Origin of the sequence: Acinetobacter populi, from assembly GCF_002174125.1 — a bacterium.
GTDB lineage: Bacteria > Pseudomonadota > Gammaproteobacteria > Pseudomonadales > Moraxellaceae > Acinetobacter > Acinetobacter populi.
This window is the reverse complement of record NZ_NEXX01000002.1, coordinates 488,509-504,017: the sequence shown is the minus strand read 5'-3', so window position 1 is coordinate 504,017 and position 15,509 is coordinate 488,509. Positions and strand designations below refer to the sequence as shown.

The window sequence follows — 15,509 nt, the reverse complement described above, 5'->3', positions numbered from 1 at the left end:
TCGCAGATGATCGAGATTAAATGGATGAATCGAACAGCTTTAGGATTGAGTATAGGATTAGCATTTGCAGGACAGGTCTATGCAGAGGATCGAGTAACAGAAAGTGAAATTTCTGAAGCTGATCGTGTGGCTGTAGATGTAGCCCCTTCAGTAGTGAGTCCAGAAGAAAGTACGCTAAGTTCCAGCTATCAAGATCCTGAAAATAAGCAGGTCGCTGAAGAAACACCATCAATGAATGTTGCTTCAAGTGCATCTGAAGCTTTACAACAGCAAGAAGGTGATGCAACACAAAAGGATAATCTGGAAGAGGTCTTTACTGCATCGGAACGTCAATATTCCCTATTGAAAAAGGGTTCGTATTCGGGCACTTATGATTTGGATTATACATATTATCGCGATACTCAACTGGATTTAGCCCTAGACAGTAGTAGTTCAACCCTTACACGATTACGTATTGAGGACAATGCCAATCATAATCTAACCAATACCTTTACAGTACAATATGGGGTATTGGATAATCTGACACTTACTGCCTCCGTACCGTTGGTTGCCAAAACTGATAATATTAAAGATACGTCAACTGCGGGATTGGGAGATATTTCCTTTGGTGCACGCTGGGAACCATTTCCTTTAAAACAGGGACGATTACCTCTGATTTTATTTGGTAATGTTTCAACAAAAACAGGTGATAGTCCTTATGAAGTAAATGCGATGACAGATTTATCGACAGGTAAGGGCTATTATTCTGTTGGTGCCGGTGCAAGTACCCGCAAATATATTGACCCTGTTGTCTTATTTGCTTCTGTTTCAGCAAATTATGGATTTGAAGAAACTGGTTTAAATCAGTTACGTGGTTCTCGTGTTCTTGATTCATTTGATCCAGGTGTTAGTGGCGGTTTTGCTTTTGGTTTTGCCTATTCTTTTAATTATGATGTATCGATGACCATGTCGTATCAACAAAGTTTTAATACGGCTTCAGAGTTTCGTTTTACCAGTGGTGAGACATCAAAACCAGCAGATCAAAGTAGTGCCACTCTAGGCATTTCATTGGGGGTGAGGGTTTCGCCAAAAACGATTGTTAATGGTTCGGTCGGAATTGGTTTAACAGAGGACGCACCGGATGTTAGCTTAGGTCTATCGTTCCCTCTGGATTTCCTAGGCTTTGGGCGTAATACACGCTAAGGAGTGAATCATGAACGCACTCCAATTACGACCGCTTATTGTCGCTTTAATATTAACAGGCTTATCTACCAGCAGCTTTGCACGTCTGGGGCAGAATTTATCTGTTGATTTGAAATCCTTATCGTTAGGGAATGCTGTTACAGCTGATCCGCCCGGTGTCTCTGCGGTACATTTTAATCCGGCAGGTTTGACCAAAATTGATGGCTTGCAGGTGGATTTACAAGGTATTGTGGCTCATTTTGATGTGCAAAGAGAGTGGTCTGCACCTGCGGGTTATAATGTTTTTGGTTATTCTGATGATCCATTGGTTTGTAATGATGAACCGACCAATCCGTCCAGCCTTTGTACGGATTTTAAGGGCACAGTCAGAGGAGATGTTGAATATCCTTCCCTTTATGTACCGATATTGAAAAAAATGGTTGATCTTGGTGAGGGAATGCCAGTTATTGCACCGACAGTGGGTGCCGCATATCGCCCACCAGGTTCCAAAATTACTTATGCCAATGCGGTATATGCACCATTGATTGCAGGATTTGGTGCAGAAGATGGTAATGCTGGAAATTATATGGGACAACAAATTGCGATTGAACGCGTTACTTATTTGTCGCCATCTGCTGCATATAAAATTAATGATAACCTTTCTATTGGTGCTTCTGTTGGGCTTTCCTATCAGGCACTTGCACTGAATACAAATATGCGTGCACCGAATGAATTGGTCGGTGTTTTACGTTTAATTCATGAAGATGTTTGTGCACCATTTCTGGAAAATGGCAATATCGTAACGGATCTTTTGTTATTTGGTATGTGTAATGCAGAGAATTCGTTGGGACCATTTGATCAATTGGCAAAAATAAATGTTTCCATGGAGCAGAGTATTTCACCTACCTATAACTTAGGTATATTGTGGGAACCTACTGATGAGTTTGGCTTTGGTATGGTCTATCAAAGCAATAGTAAAATGCGGCTCAAGGGTAAATATAGCATTCAACCGGGAGATGGTGCCCGTGATCTGGTTTCGGCGTTGAACTCTTCTGTGACAGGACAAATTTTATCGGCAATCTTAGGCTTTCCGAGTTATATTCCGGGAAAAGAAAGTGGACTGGTTGCCATGGATCTGGAGTATCCTCAGCATTTTCAGGCTGGGATTAAATATAAAATTATGCCTGATTTGCAAGTGAATTTTGATGTAAGTTGGACAGATTATAAAAAATGGAATCAATTCAAAATGGAGTTTGACCGCTCCGTTAGTGTCCTGAAAATTGCAAAATTATTAACCAATAATATTACTGATAATTCTCTGACCTTACCCGTGGGATTTCAGTCTGCATGGGCATGGGGGATTGGCTTACAATATGATGCAACAGATCGCCTGCAACTTCGGGCAGGTTACGAGCCACGATCTTCCGCCATTCCAGACAATAAGCGTAATCCAATGATTCCACTGAATAATGCACAGTTATTTGGGTTGGGTTTGACTTATCGTTTTGATGAGGATACAGATATTGATCTAACCATTGCACAATTGCGAAGTAAAGACAGTATTCCAGCTAATACCAGTACGCTTGCCAATCAGACGGGCGTTAATAATGTAATTTACAATCCTTATGCTGGACTGGACATTAAAACCAACCTGAAAGTACATCTTTTAGGGCTTACTTATCGGACAAGATGGTAAACAGTATGATGCGTAATAAGTTTCCATTCTGTTGTTTATTTATCAGTTTATTGCTGGTGCAGTCGGGTATTGCCCAACAACCTGATATGGTAACAATTATTGGTCCTGATGGTCGTCCAATGATTGTGCCACGTCCGATCGAGGCAATGCCAAAGGCTAAAGAAGAGAAAAAAGCTAAAGAAGATAAAGTTGATCAGGACGCATCTAAAGAAGGTTTTTTTTCTTTCTTTAAGTCTAAAAAAGAGAAAACCGAAGTAAAGGTTATTCCAAACAATGAAAAAGTTCTCCTTCCAGAAAGCAATATTTCTACCACACTAGTTACAACAGTAATTGAGAAACCGCTTGTGGAATCAAAAGCAGTAAAAGTTCAAATGCCTGATCCAGCACCTGCTCAGAAGATGCAGTCAGATTCTAATACATCACAGCAGGTCAAGATAATATCTAATCCAGATGAATCTCATGTCGTTAATACTGTACCGCCCAGCAAACAAGAAGCAAGTGATCTACCGTACCATATTATCGATGGTGAAAAATATTATGAATCTGAATATCTGGAGTCTAAAGAATTCAATTTAGATAACAAAAAAAGATTCTATCAAATTCCGAATGTTGCTGGTGGGGCAAGCTGGGATGTACTGGAGCGGGAGAAAGGTGCAGATATGTCCTTGTTTCAATCCGATGTAAAGACGCAGAAAATAGCGAATATCCCTGTCGCTTTGGGCGTCAATTATAAGGTTTTATCCAAGGATGAACTCTCTCAGGCTTTACCGATTCAATGTGTGGATCAAAAAGCTCAAACAAAATCTAAAAAATTATTGATTAATCGACCATTGTCATTATGGCCACGTGCACCTTTTCATGATCAATTTGATTATCAATTGGTTGCATTGGAGGAAGGGATCCAGAATTTTAAAATCACCTCCTATGGTAGCCATGTTGATCATCCTTCTTATTATTGGCCTATGGCAATTTTCTTGGATCGTAATGGTTGTTTAATCGAAGGTGCCAGTGCCTTTTTCTCCACAGCTTATCCATCAACAATGTTACAAAATGAATCTATCGAAGGTATTATACATGTACCGAATGAGAGCAAATTTGTGTTGTTGACTGCACTTGAGCAAGCAGTGGATGTGCCGACATTGACGTTGAGTAATCAGGGACAAATCAAACTCACTGTTTTAAAGTAAGCTTTTATGAGTATTTAAGGACGAGTTATAAGAATGAATAAATTTATGTTACCGTTTTCCATCTCTACATTATGTTTAATGCTGACAGCATGTGGTGGTGGTAGTAATAATATTGATGAGGATCCAAGAGTAAAACCTGAAGATACAACAGCTGTCGGCTGTACAATCGCCAGCTCAAGTGATTCATGTTTCCCATTTATGCTTGAGTATCCGATTGCCGGAATTCAATATACCTGTAGTAGTGATACGATAAATACCTTTAAAACGCAGGTGAATGGCAACAGTGTGACAGGTGGATGTGATAAGGGCGATACAATCACATTTTTCTTAAATGCCAATGATACTTCTCGGGTAGAATTGGGAAGTGTCAAACTTTCCAAGCTAGGTCAAGTAAGTACTGATGACAGTCCAGTACATTTGACTACATTGGATATGGCAGAAGGTTTAACTGGCCAAGCTGCAACATCACTTGAGCAAAGTGATGCAACAGTTAAAGTTGCTCTGGATCTAATTAAGATTTTTCAGGCAATTGGTCACCAGAAAACTGATAGTAATGTGATCGGAGATGTCCAGCCGATTAGCCTAAGTTCTACCAGTTTGGAAGGCTTGTCTAATATTACTCAGAAAGTTGATCTCACTGCGTATCAGAACGGGCAATATGCTGCAATTCTTAAGCCTTGGATTGATGTCACCCAAATTTCCGATACGGAAGCTATGGCGGTATTAAAGCAAGCGATTAATATTACGCTGGGTGCAGTATATCAAGCAGATCCACCCATTTTAATTACAGTGACAGATGGGATGATTGGATATTCAGGCACTGGTGACAATAAAAATACTTTGCTTGGTTCTTTCTTTTTATTGTCTGATCGACAAGGTTATACTCAAGGATATGGTCTTCAATGGCGTGGTAAACCAACGGTCACGTCTGAAACGATTGCCAGTGCCATTGATTTAATTAAAACTGCAAATCCAATTTTTATGTATGCCAGTAGTCAGCAAAACTGGATTAACCCAATTAATGACCGCATAGGTACGGTGGATAAATTTAAATTTGTCACTTCAAATAATGAAAATTTATTTATTAATCAGGGGCGGTTAATTAATGACTATATGGCTGCCGGTTCGGAAACGCTGTATAAATATATTACTGGTGAAGATTCTGCACCTGCCAATGATCTTGCAAAGTGGACCATGAGTACAGGCAGTGAAAATTATGCAGGCGTTGTTGATTTTGTAAAGGCTTATCCGATTTCTTATCTGGATCGTCATGTGTTTAGATCGATTAAAAATATCAATCCAGGTGAAAAATATTATTTCCCATTATACGCGACTTTACGTTTTAAAGTCACCAGTGAACAAACTTTTAAAGATGTAGATTTGGGTATCGTCATTGATGAGTTTGGTGATATTCGTACAGATATCAAAGCTGGCGCAACTGATACTGATATGTCCGGACAATGTGGAACAGTGGATAACTCACAGGTTAATCTGGTTGATAACTACGGTGTGACGCAATATCGTATTGGTACAGTAAGTGCTACCAATTACCAACCTAATCAAAATGACTATGCAATTGCGATACGGATGATTTTATCAGGTACACAGTTTAATACATTAGATGGTGTTTTATTGGGCCTATCAGGCACCGTACTTGGAAACTCTGGCGTAATCACAGTAAACAGTGGTGGGGCCAAGATTAATTTATATAGCTTGTTAACGAATGAGAATGGCAATATTAATCTGACTAACTATAGTAATGGGGTCGCACAATGGGTCAATATTTATAATAATTATAAGGCGATTTATGCTCAAGCCGCTGAAAATCCTGTTTTAACTGATAAGGAAAAAGATCAGATCGCACGTTTAACCGGTACAGTAAGTGTTAGTTTAGCCAGTTGTTATGCGCGTGGACAAGTAAAACCATGATTTGAATAGTGATTGTAGAATTTATATTCAGGGTTATATTGATACATCGCTTGATGAAATTATGATGTGTTGATCAAGTGAACAATAAAAAAGAGCGCATATGAAATGCGCTCTTTTCGATTATGGTGCGTTATGACGTCCCATGACACCACGAATGGTATTGAGAATATCTGAAGGTAAGACCACAGTTTTGGCATTATTGGACTTGGCCATGTCCTGCATGGCTTTGACATACTGCTCACCCAGTAAATAAGCGACAGGAATTTCTTTTTCTCCTACCGCAGATGTTACCATTTCAATGGCTTTTTGTGAGGCTTCTGCCAGAACAACCTGTGCTTCGGCATCACGACGCGATGCTTCCAAACGTCCTTCTGCTTCTAAAATAGCAGCCTGTTTTTCACCATCGGCTTTTGTAACAGTTGCACGGCGTTGGCGTTCTGCTGCTGCCTGTGCTTCCATCGCTGCCTGCATGGTGGATGAAGGTTTAATATCTTGAATTTCTACTGTTTTAAGGGTGATGCCCCAGTCTGCAATATCATCAGAAATCGCAATCTTTAATTTTGCCTTGATATGATCCCGGGAAGAAAGGGCATCATCGAGATTCATTTCACCTGCAATAGAACGTAGTGTTGTTTGTACTAGATTCTGGATTGCCCAAGTGTAATCTTCAATCCCGTAAACTGCTTTTTCCGGCGCAGTGATGTTGATATAGGCCACAGCATTCATCAGAAGTACTGCATTGTCACGGGTGATGACTTCCTGTGATGGAATATCAAGTACAATGTCTTTTGTGGTGACTTTATAAGCAACTTTATCCATAAATGGAATAATAAAATTAATCCCGGGCGTCAGGGTGGCATGATATTTCCCTAATCGCTGCACGATAAATTTATAGCCTTGTGGCACCAAAGTGACTGTACTGTATATCGCAATAGCGACCAGAACAGCAAGAATAATGGCAAAAGTCATGATTAAATCCTCAGTTTTTATTGTGTGATTGTTGTGGAACAACAACGAGCTGATTACCCAGAATGTCTGTTACTGATACACGATCACCAACATTGATAGGTTCCAGACAGCGACAGGTCCATTCATCAGTGCCTAAAATTGGCATCGGAAAACGAACAATGACTTCATTGTGTTCGGGAATAATGTGAATCACCATACCCACTTGCCCAATCGTGGCTTCACGGGGAAGTCCTGCTTTGGTATGGTCTTTGGATAAAGGCTTAATAAATTTAAACCAAAGGAAAGTAATCAGGATCGATAAAATGATCCAAGTCATGATTTGCAGGGGAACCGGCATCATGGGAAATAACCAGAGTAGAACACTGACCATAACCGCAGCCAAACCAAACCAGAAAATGGTAAAACTCGGTGCAAAAATTTCCAGCACGATAAGTGCAATCCCCAGTAGGAACCAGTGCCAAGGTTCAATGTTGAAATTCATGGTGATATCGCCCTATGGTATTATTTGATTAAAATTTTGCCTTGGGTGGTGGCAATAATGCTTGGGGTGATCTGGCAAAATCAGCCAGAATTTTTTTGATTTTTGGTATTTGACCTTGTGCAGCCTGTTCACCGGCCAAGATGGATTCATTACGTGCTTTTAAATCTAACACACCAAGATGACCAACGGTAGGTTTAATCACGATATCTGCCTGATTGAGTTCGTAATTAATACTGGATTGGCCCATAATATTGATGGTTTGGTCAAGTAAACCCCACATATTCATGGACTTGCCGCTTTGTGGACGCGCAGAAATATCCACCGCAATGACAATATCTGCGCCCATATTTTTTGCTGTTTCAACAGGAATAGGACTAACCAGACCACCATCGACGTATTTTTTTCCTGCAATGGTAGCAGGTACAAATACATTGGGAATACTGCAAGAGGCACGTACAGCTTGTCCGGCATTGCCTCGTATAAATTCAACTTTCTTGCCGGTATTTAAATCTGTTGCAATGGCTGCAAAACGTTTTGGAAATTTTTCGATAGGTACATTACCAACCTGACGATTGACAAAATCCTGTAACTTTTGACCGAGCACAATACCCTGACTATTCAGGGTCAAATCTCGTAAGTCGGATTCTTCGAGTTTGAGGGCAATTTCCTGTAACTGAAATGGCGTTTTACCCGATGCATAAATACTACCGACAAAACTGCCTGCACTGGTGCCTGTGACAATTTGTGGTTTGATGCCATGTGATTCCAGTACTTTAATTACACCAATATGTGCAAAACCTTTTGCACCGCCGCCGCCTAATGCAATGGCAACAACAGGTTGACGTGCTTTTACTGTATGCACAGTGGCGGGTTTTTTATTGGCAAAATCACAACCAGTCAATGCAAGGACGAGGAGGGATGCGGCAGAAAGTTTTACAGCACTGTACATCATTTTGTCTGAAATTTAGTCAAAGTTAAGTGGAGTCTCATAGTAACTGTTTTCTGACAAAATCCCTATAGATGTATTGTTATTTAACATCAATTAAACGCAGTGGATCAGAAAGTTGTAGGGGATTTTTTGCAGAAAAATTTCCCTGATAAGCCATTAAAATCTCCTGCATATCTTGCTGATAATCATCAGTACATGTCTTTTGACCCAAGACCCGAATGGTTTTATGGCGGTAATCCAAGGCAATCATAATAATTGGAATATGTGCGGCTTTGGCAATACGGTAGAAACCACTTTTCCATTGTTTTGCCTGTTTACGTGTTCCTTCAGGGGACATGGCAATCCAGATGCGTTCCTGTGTTGCAATTTCCTTTATTAAATGTTCAGTTAAGCCTTGAGGATGATCACGATTGACCGGCATCATGCCAAACCAGTGCATTAACTTGTCAAACGGTGTAACAAATAAAGTATGCTTTGCCAAAATAGTAATTTTTAGATCAAGTGCTAGCACGGCTAAAAAACTAAACCATGCATCAATATTTGAGGTATGTGGTGCCACGATAATCACCGCTTTGGGAATATTGGGAATTTTTCCTTCAATGTGCCAGCCTTGCGCCCGAAGAAGATGGGCAAAAAAGTATTTAAACCATTTCGTTCCACGTTGCGGGATATTTTTGCAGAGAACTGGAAAATCTAAATTTGACATAAGACAATAAATTCCATTTTTTGCCTATTGGATGCAAGGGCGAATCATTAGAAATTAGGCCAAACCAGCGCTAGTAATTTACCTTGTATTTTTATATTGTCTGCATTGTATTCACGTGACAATGATCAATTATGCCAAAACAAAATACCCCAATGAGCGAAAAGGCAAATTCATATGCTTTGATGATGTTGTTAGCGCTCTATCTTGCTCAGGGTCTACCAGTAGGTTTTATGACACAGGCATTGCCTGCTTTACTCAGACATTATGGTGTTTCACTGACGCAAATTGGATTTTCTGGCCTGTTAATGTTGCCGTGGGCGATTAAATTTTTATGGGCGCCGGCGATTGATCGGTTCGGTTATCAAAAAATGGGGCATTATCGGTTTTGGATTATATTGACCCAAGCGTTAACCATCGTCTGTTTGTTCATACTGGCATATTTACCGGTTGAGCAGTTGCACCAGCTTTCTGCACTTTGGTATTTATGTATAGTGTTATTGCTGATGAATACCTTGTGTGCGACACAGGACATTGCAACAGATGGTCTTGCAGTTAATATTTTAAAAAAAGGTCAGGTACATTGGGGCAATACGTTTCAGGTGATGGGATCTCGATTAGGATTTCTACTGGGTGGCGGTGCAGTATTGTATTCAATAGATATACTTTCTTGGAAAACAACATTTATTGCACTGGCAATCGGTGTGACGCTTAATAGCTTACCCATTTTATTTTATCGTGAACCTCAATTTAAAATTGTACCGCAGGCTACTTTTGTTAAGAAAAATAATATTTTACTGAAAATTAAAAATATATATGGACATCTGTGGCATAGCAATGAACTCAAGCTATGGTTATTGGTATTAGTCACTTATAAAATTGCAGATGGTTTGTCTGGCCCGATCATCAAACCCCTGATGATCGATATGGGATTATCTCTGGCACAAATTGGATTGTATGTCACCATGTTCGGAGCAGTTTGTGCATTATTCGGCGCATGGTTGGCTGCATGGTTGATTAAACGTTTTTCTTTGGCAGTGATGTTGATCTGGTTTTCGATTTTGCAGAGTATGGCAATTTTATATTATCTGATTTTGGCGTATTTATTTGAGCAGCAGATCGGGTTTTCATTATTCCATGTCTATGCTGCAAATGCAGTTGAAGAGTTTTTTGCTGCCATGAGCTTGGTTGCAATGTTGAGTTTGATCATGCTCTATGCCAGAGAAAAATTTGCAGGAACAGATTTTACTGTACAGGTTTCAATCATGACCTTAGTGAGTGGGGGATTATATGTGGTTGGTGGGAAACTGGCTGATAGCATGGGCTACACCACATTTCTAAGTTTGATTTTTGTCCTTTCTATGCTTTGTATTCTGCCCAAATTATATTGGTTTTATATGAAAAAATCCGTATAAAAATATTTCTTTATGACAAAATTATGAAAAGTATTGCACTTTTAATTATTTTTTCTTTACAAAATATTTCGTAACAATGTGCTGGAGTTCAAACAGTCTGAAATATTTAAGTGGGGAACACATGAAAACTCAAAAAATTAGTTTGGCGATTGCATTAGCGTTTATTTCTGGTACTACATTTGCTGCACCGACTTTATATGGTGTATTGGATTTATCTGCGAATTTTGCCGATAAAGATGCAGGACATACTTTAACAACGATTAATGATGGTGCATCAGTTTCTTCTAATAACTCTTATATCGGTATCAAGGGATCTGAAAAATTAACGGATACACTGAGTGTTGTTTATGATGCACAGTGGACTGTAAATACTGACGGTGATGGTACTGATTTGGGGCAGCGTGATCGTTATCTTGGCTTGAAACATGAGCAATTGGGTACATTGTCCTTTGGTAAAGTAAATACCTTTTTAAAACGTCTGGGTGGTGTCGATTTATTTGATAACTATGCAGGCAACCAACTGGATATCCAGAATACCTTTACCGGTGAAAATCGTGTCAATAATGCGGTGCAATATCAATCACCTACATTTAATGCAGCAGCTGGTAAAATCAATGTGGGTGTACAATTATTCCAAGGTGAAGATGCTAAAATTGTCAGTAGTGGTAATGCGGTAGGCAATAGTTTTGGTGATGCAATTTCCGCTTCTGTGACTTATGACAATAAGGATGCTGGTTTCAATCTTGGTTTGGCCTATGACAGTGCTGTGCCGAGTCGTTGGATTGGTGCTTCCAATGCATGGGCAGAAACCAATACCATTCGTGCGACAGGTACTTATAATATTGCCAATTTGTCTTTACGTGCTTTGGTCCAACGTGCTGAAATTGATGAAGCAAGTACAGCCAGTAGTAATGTTGCTACAGTTTCAGCGATTGATGATGAGCTTGGTTTTGCACTGGGTGCGGTTTATAAGATTGCGGATACGGCATGGTCTGTTAAGGGTCAGTATCAACAGGGTACAACCAGCTATAAAACATCTGCATCAGATGTAAAAGCACAGCAAATCGCAGCAGGTGTAGATTATCAATATAACAGCAATGCCAAAGCTTATGCTTTCTTGGCACAAAACAAGCTTGTAGATGATAAAAATACTGTAGGTGGTTTAGGTTTCCAGTATAAGTTTTAATAACTGCTCATTATGAATCAATAGTGATATGTAATTACAAAAGTTGTTGAGGAAGAAATCGACCTCAACAACTTTTTTTATAGCAAAAATTTGATTTAACGATGATGTAATGCCAGTCCACATCACTCATTTATTGTGAAGACTGTTTCAAAAAATCACTTCATTTCTTTATTTGAACTACGCTTAAATTATAAAAATAAGAAATCACCATTAAGTAAAGCGCCGTGGCATCCGTTGTCCATCCGCATGAGGCACATCGGCTCGTTGTAGCGCACGGAATAGCCATTTTTCTGCAATATCAACCGCTTTTTCCAGTGAATCATGCAGTGCCAGACGACCTGCAATAAAACTGGCCAATGAACAGCCTGAACCATGAAATTCACCATCGAGTCGCGGTTGTTCACTTTCATGCACCAATTGTCCCTGAATATATAAACGATTAATTAACAGATCAGCCGGTAACTTTTCATGACCACCTTTTACTAAAACTGCTTGTGCCCCTAGTTCAAAGATTTTTTGCGTGGCATCATGAAGATTCTCACAACCTGTTAAAGCTCTTAATTCAACAGTATTTGGGGTAATCAATGTTGCACGTGGAATCAGGATTTTAAAGGCTTCGACCAGTGTTGGCAGATCGCCAAGAGAGCCGCCACTATTTGCCACCAAAACAGGGTCTAGTACATAGTTTAAATCGGCATGCTCACTGAGAAACTCAGAGAGTGCGAAAATGTTATCAGTTGTTCCTAACATGCCGGATTTCACGGTATTAATCGGTAGATCATCAATTACTGCATTGGCCTGTGCCAATAAGAGCTTTTTTGAGGTCGCTTCAAAACCAAATACGTGTTGAGAGTTTTGAATGGTGAGTGCTGTGCATGCAATTGCAGCATGTGCACCACTTTGTCCAATGGCCTCAATATCTGCCTGAATACCGGCTCCACCGGAAGGATCCAGACCTGAAAAACATAAGACCGTCGGGCGCATAGTGAATCTTCCTTAATTGTTGCTGAAATATTATTTTCTATTTTAACAAGGGTTGTGGCACACTTAACAGCGATATAAATGATTTTCTTGAAGACATGGCAACTCAAAACATTTTAATTGATCTGGATGGTACATTAACCGATCCAAAAGTTGGTATTACGACGTCTATTCGATATGGCCTGGAACGCGTGGGTTATCCCTTACCGGAAGAAACAGCACTGGAATGGTGTATTGGTCCACCTTTAAAACAATCCTTGGCGAAGTTGCTAAATAGTGAAGATGATGAACTGGCAGAGCGTGCTTTGGCTATGTATCGTGAGCGATTTAGCAAAACAGGATTATTTGAGAATGAAGTTTATCCTGATGTCGCAAATACATTATTATTACTCAAGCAACGTGGCTATCGTCTATTTGTGGCGACGGCAAAACCAACCATCTTTGCCAAACGTATTCTTGAATATTTTGATCTGGCACAATATTTCCAACATATTTATGGCAGCGAACTGACAGGTGAACGTACCAATAAAGGTGACTTGATTACTTATCTGGTGCAACAAGAACAGTTAATCCCTGAGCAGTGCATTATGGTTGGAGATCGGGAACATGATATTTTAGGGGCAAGGCGGAATGGCATTGAAGCAATTGCGGTAACTTATGGTTATGGCACGCTTGAGGAAATTAGTGCAGCACAACCTTTTGCACAAATTGAACAATTTAGTCATTTATTAAATCATTTGCATTAAGGCTAAATAGATTCAAGATTTAATACCGAGTAGATTTTCATGAAAACCAGCATGGCATTGATGTTTAGCCTCTTATGTGTTGGGTGTAGTCATTTGCCTGTACACTCAAAACAGTCCAATCATGCGCAACAAAGCATTGAAGTGTATAAATCATTGCAAAGCCGGCAATGTGAGAACAGTGGATTAAGCCTCAGTCAGCTGAAACAGGAATTGCAAACCGCCAAGATACAGGTTTTGGCTGAACGCGAAGGCGATACTGGCAAAGCCTATATCCAGATGTGTGGTGCACCTGATGGACGGTTGGGTGTATTTAGCATTGATGTTAAAGATTTGTCTAAAGCAACCACATTGGGGTTTAAGCCTTTTACCTATTGAATCTCAAGTGTCAAGCCTCTATTAAAATTGAGGCTTAACCACGACGAGAATAACGCAGGCAAATAGAATCAGCGTCGGTAATTCATTAAAAAAACGCCAGAATTTATGCGATTTATAATGGGCATTTTCAATCAGTTTTTTACGGTAATAACCACAGAACAAGTGGTAAATAATTAATATCCCGACCAGACTGACTTTGAGGTAGAACCAGATTGCGGTATGGTAGTGATAGAAAGCATCACCCCAATCCACCAGAAAATGTGCAGTGATTAAGGTTGCAATCAAGGATGGCCACATGATGCCACGGTATAATTTACGTTCCATCACCTGAAAGCGTTGATGACTAATGTCATCGTCGCTCATGGCATGGTAAACAAATAATCGTGGCAAGTAGAACAGGGCAGCAAACCAACATACAACGGCAATAATATGTAAGGCTTTTACCCATAAAAACGCTTCAGATGGCACATCCATTGATGATCCTATTTAGGCATCTGCCCATTTCTTGAAAACTAGGCAGGCGTTTACACCACCGAACCCAAAACTATTACTCATAATAGTATTCAGTTTTGTGTCGCGTTTTTCAAGTACCAGATCAAATCCTTGTGCACCTTCATCTAATTCGGTGACATTAATATTGGGTGCAATAAAGTCATTTTGCATCATTAATAAGCAATAAATTGCTTCTTGTACGCCAGCCGCACCCAGACTATGACCTGTCATAGATTTGGTTGAACTAAATGCTGGAACTTTTCCTTCACCAAATGCACGTTCCATGGCTTTTAATTCGGTAATATCTCCTGCAGGCGTAGATGTACCATGCGTATTGATATAATCAATCTGCTCTACACCATGTTGTTTGGCTTCATCCAGTGCCATTAAGATACAACGGGTTGCACCTTCACCACTTGGCGCGACCATGTCATGACCATCGCTATTCGCAGCATAACCCACAACTTCAGCCAAAATATTTGCACCTCGGGCTTGAGCATGTTCCAGTGATTCCAGTACCACAAAGCCACCACCACCAGCGATGACAAAACCATCACGGTCTTTGGAATAAGGGCGCGATGCAGTTTCCGGCGTATCATTATATTTAGAGCTTAGGGCACCCATGGCATCAAATAACAGACTTTGTGACCAATGGTCTTCTTCACCGCCACCTGCCAGCATTAAATCTTGTTTACCCAGTTGAATTAGATTATAGGCATAACCAATAGCATCGGCAGAGGTTGCACAGGCACTGGTAATGGAGTGGGAAACACCCTGTAATTTAAATGCCACACCAATGTTAGCAGTAATGGTGTTACTCATGTTGCGTGGCACAAAGAATGGCCCAATTTTACGTGCGCCTTTTTCTTTGAGGAGTTCGGTCATTTCGACAACAGAATGTGTCGAATTACCACCACTTCCGCCGGCAATGCCATAACGTGGATGATTGGCTAAATCTTCTATTTTTAAACCTGCATTTTCTACGGCATCCACGGCTGCATTGTAGGCATACATGGCACAAACGCCCATAAAGCGTTTTAATTTACGATCAATGCCGTCAAAATCCTGCTCGGCAGCTGCACTGACATGGCTTTTAAAATTAAGATCCGCATAGGACTGGTTAAAACGTGTGCCTGAAATACCATTTTTTAAGGAGTGTGTAACAGCTTCTAAAGTATTACCGATGCACGAGTTAATGCCCATGCCAGTGATCACAACACGACGGTTCATGTCAGGTCC

The 15,509-nt window shown here is 40.2% G+C and carries 15 protein-coding genes; 8 read left to right on the top strand and 7 right to left on the bottom strand.

Annotated features, from left to right (window positions below; all coding sequences use genetic code 11):
- Positions 1-9: 9 nt before the first annotated feature.
- From filC to filF, 4 genes are read left to right on the top strand one after another with little or no spacing between them, the layout of a single operon-like run.
- Complete coding sequence (gene filC / locus CAP51_RS08470; RefSeq protein ID WP_087620440.1) at positions 10-1,182, top strand: putative pilus system protein FilC; 1,173 nt, start codon at positions 10-12, stop codon at positions 1,180-1,182.
- A gap of 10 nt (positions 1,183-1,192) precedes the next feature.
- Positions 1,193-2,857, top strand: a complete 1,665-nt coding sequence (gene filD, locus CAP51_RS08465) for a putative pilus system OmpP1/FadL family transporter FilD (protein ID WP_087620299.1) — start codon at positions 1,193-1,195, stop codon at positions 2,855-2,857.
- A 5-nt stretch (positions 2,858-2,862) separates the two neighbouring features.
- Complete coding sequence (filE, locus tag CAP51_RS08460; protein WP_087620298.1) at positions 2,863-4,044, top strand: putative pilus assembly protein FilE; 1,182 nt, start codon at positions 2,863-2,865, stop codon at positions 4,042-4,044.
- Between the two features lie 33 nt (positions 4,045-4,077).
- Complete coding sequence (gene filF / locus CAP51_RS08455; RefSeq protein ID WP_140404417.1) at positions 4,078-5,973, top strand: putative pilus system protein FilF; 1,896 nt, start codon at positions 4,078-4,080, stop codon at positions 5,971-5,973.
- A 120-nt stretch (positions 5,974-6,093) separates the two neighbouring features.
- Here filF and CAP51_RS08450 read toward each other — a convergent pair whose 3' ends face one another.
- From CAP51_RS08450 to CAP51_RS08435, 4 genes are all read right to left on the bottom strand, one after another.
- Complete coding sequence (locus CAP51_RS08450; protein ID WP_087620296.1) at positions 6,094-6,942, bottom strand: SPFH domain-containing protein; 849 nt, start codon at positions 6,940-6,942, stop codon at positions 6,094-6,096.
- Between the two features lie 10 nt (positions 6,943-6,952).
- Positions 6,953-7,423 (bottom strand): NfeD family protein, encoded by a 471-nt coding sequence (locus CAP51_RS08445; protein ID WP_087620295.1) that lies wholly within the window; start codon positions 7,421-7,423, stop codon positions 6,953-6,955.
- Positions 7,424-7,451: 28 nt separating this feature from the next.
- Positions 7,452-8,372, bottom strand: a complete 921-nt coding sequence (locus CAP51_RS08440; RefSeq protein WP_087620439.1) for a patatin-like phospholipase family protein — start codon at positions 8,370-8,372, stop codon at positions 7,452-7,454.
- A gap of 79 nt (positions 8,373-8,451) precedes the next feature.
- The gene (locus CAP51_RS08435; protein WP_087620294.1) at positions 8,452-9,078 is read right to left on the bottom strand and encodes a 1-acyl-sn-glycerol-3-phosphate acyltransferase; all 627 of its coding nucleotides are present in this window, start codon (positions 9,076-9,078) and stop codon (positions 8,452-8,454) included.
- A gap of 152 nt (positions 9,079-9,230) precedes the next feature.
- Between CAP51_RS08435 and CAP51_RS08430 the strand changes: the two genes are divergently transcribed.
- Both CAP51_RS08430 and CAP51_RS08425 read left to right on the top strand, forming a co-directional pair.
- Positions 9,231-10,490, top strand: a complete 1,260-nt coding sequence (locus CAP51_RS08430; RefSeq protein WP_087620438.1) for an MFS transporter — start codon at positions 9,231-9,233, stop codon at positions 10,488-10,490.
- Between the two features lie 121 nt (positions 10,491-10,611).
- The gene (locus CAP51_RS08425; protein WP_171294755.1) at positions 10,612-11,676 is read left to right on the top strand and encodes a porin; all 1,065 of its coding nucleotides are present in this window, start codon (positions 10,612-10,614) and stop codon (positions 11,674-11,676) included.
- A 210-nt stretch (positions 11,677-11,886) separates the two neighbouring features.
- On the opposite strand, the gene CAP51_RS08420 is transcribed toward CAP51_RS08425, so the two are convergent.
- Positions 11,887-12,660 (bottom strand): hydroxymethylpyrimidine/phosphomethylpyrimidine kinase, encoded by a 774-nt coding sequence (locus CAP51_RS08420; protein WP_087620292.1) that lies wholly within the window; start codon positions 12,658-12,660, stop codon positions 11,887-11,889.
- A gap of 95 nt (positions 12,661-12,755) precedes the next feature.
- Between CAP51_RS08420 and CAP51_RS08415 the strand changes: the two genes are divergently transcribed.
- Together CAP51_RS08415 and CAP51_RS08410 are read left to right on the top strand one after the other, a co-directional pair.
- The gene (locus CAP51_RS08415; RefSeq protein ID WP_087620291.1) at positions 12,756-13,403 is read left to right on the top strand and encodes an HAD-IA family hydrolase; all 648 of its coding nucleotides are present in this window, start codon (positions 12,756-12,758) and stop codon (positions 13,401-13,403) included.
- Between the two features lie 39 nt (positions 13,404-13,442).
- Entirely contained in the window at positions 13,443-13,778 is a 336-nt protein-coding gene (locus CAP51_RS08410; RefSeq protein ID WP_140404416.1) for a hypothetical protein, read from the top strand.
- Between the two features lie 21 nt (positions 13,779-13,799).
- On the opposite strand, the gene CAP51_RS08405 is transcribed toward CAP51_RS08410, so the two are convergent.
- A complete protein-coding gene (locus CAP51_RS08405) occupies positions 13,800-14,252 on the bottom strand; it encodes a CopD family protein (protein ID WP_087620289.1) in 453 nt (150 codons plus the stop codon).
- Between the two features lie 12 nt (positions 14,253-14,264).
- The gene (locus CAP51_RS08400; RefSeq protein WP_087620288.1) at positions 14,265-15,500 is read right to left on the bottom strand and encodes a beta-ketoacyl-ACP synthase II; all 1,236 of its coding nucleotides are present in this window, start codon (positions 15,498-15,500) and stop codon (positions 14,265-14,267) included.
- Positions 15,501-15,509: the final 9 nt, after the last annotated feature.

What these genes read in the sequence shown, in the direction of transcription:
- CAP51_RS08445 (WP_087620295.1), bottom strand. Translation starts at nt 7,423, where the DNA reads ATGAATTTCAACATTGAACCTTGGCACTGGTTCCTACTGGGGATTGCA.
- CAP51_RS08420 (WP_087620292.1), bottom strand. Translation starts at nt 12,660, where the DNA reads ATGCGCCCGACGGTCTTATGTTTTTCAGGTCTGGATCCTTCCGGTGGA.
- CAP51_RS08410 (WP_140404416.1), top strand. Translation starts at nt 13,443, where the DNA reads ATGAAAACCAGCATGGCATTGATGTTTAGCCTCTTATGTGTTGGGTGT.
- CAP51_RS08405 (WP_087620289.1), bottom strand. Translation starts at nt 14,252, where the DNA reads ATGGATGTGCCATCTGAAGCGTTTTTATGGGTAAAAGCCTTACATATT.
- CAP51_RS08435 (WP_087620294.1), bottom strand. Translation starts at nt 9,078, where the DNA reads ATGTCAAATTTAGATTTTCCAGTTCTCTGCAAAAATATCCCGCAACGT.
- CAP51_RS08440 (WP_087620439.1), bottom strand. Translation starts at nt 8,372, where the DNA reads ATGTACAGTGCTGTAAAACTTTCTGCCGCATCCCTCCTCGTCCTTGCA.
- CAP51_RS08430 (WP_087620438.1), top strand. Translation starts at nt 9,231, where the DNA reads ATGAGCGAAAAGGCAAATTCATATGCTTTGATGATGTTGTTAGCGCTC.
- CAP51_RS08400 (WP_087620288.1), bottom strand. Translation starts at nt 15,500, where the DNA reads ATGAACCGTCGTGTTGTGATCACTGGCATGGGCATTAACTCGTGCATC.
- filD (WP_087620299.1), top strand. Translation starts at nt 1,193, where the DNA reads ATGAACGCACTCCAATTACGACCGCTTATTGTCGCTTTAATATTAACA.
- filF (WP_140404417.1), top strand. Translation starts at nt 4,078, where the DNA reads ATGAATAAATTTATGTTACCGTTTTCCATCTCTACATTATGTTTAATG.
- filE (WP_087620298.1), top strand. Translation starts at nt 2,863, where the DNA reads ATGATGCGTAATAAGTTTCCATTCTGTTGTTTATTTATCAGTTTATTG.
- CAP51_RS08415 (WP_087620291.1), top strand. Translation starts at nt 12,756, where the DNA reads ATGGCAACTCAAAACATTTTAATTGATCTGGATGGTACATTAACCGAT.
- CAP51_RS08425 (WP_171294755.1), top strand. Translation starts at nt 10,612, where the DNA reads ATGAAAACTCAAAAAATTAGTTTGGCGATTGCATTAGCGTTTATTTCT.
- CAP51_RS08450 (WP_087620296.1), bottom strand. Translation starts at nt 6,942, where the DNA reads ATGACTTTTGCCATTATTCTTGCTGTTCTGGTCGCTATTGCGATATAC.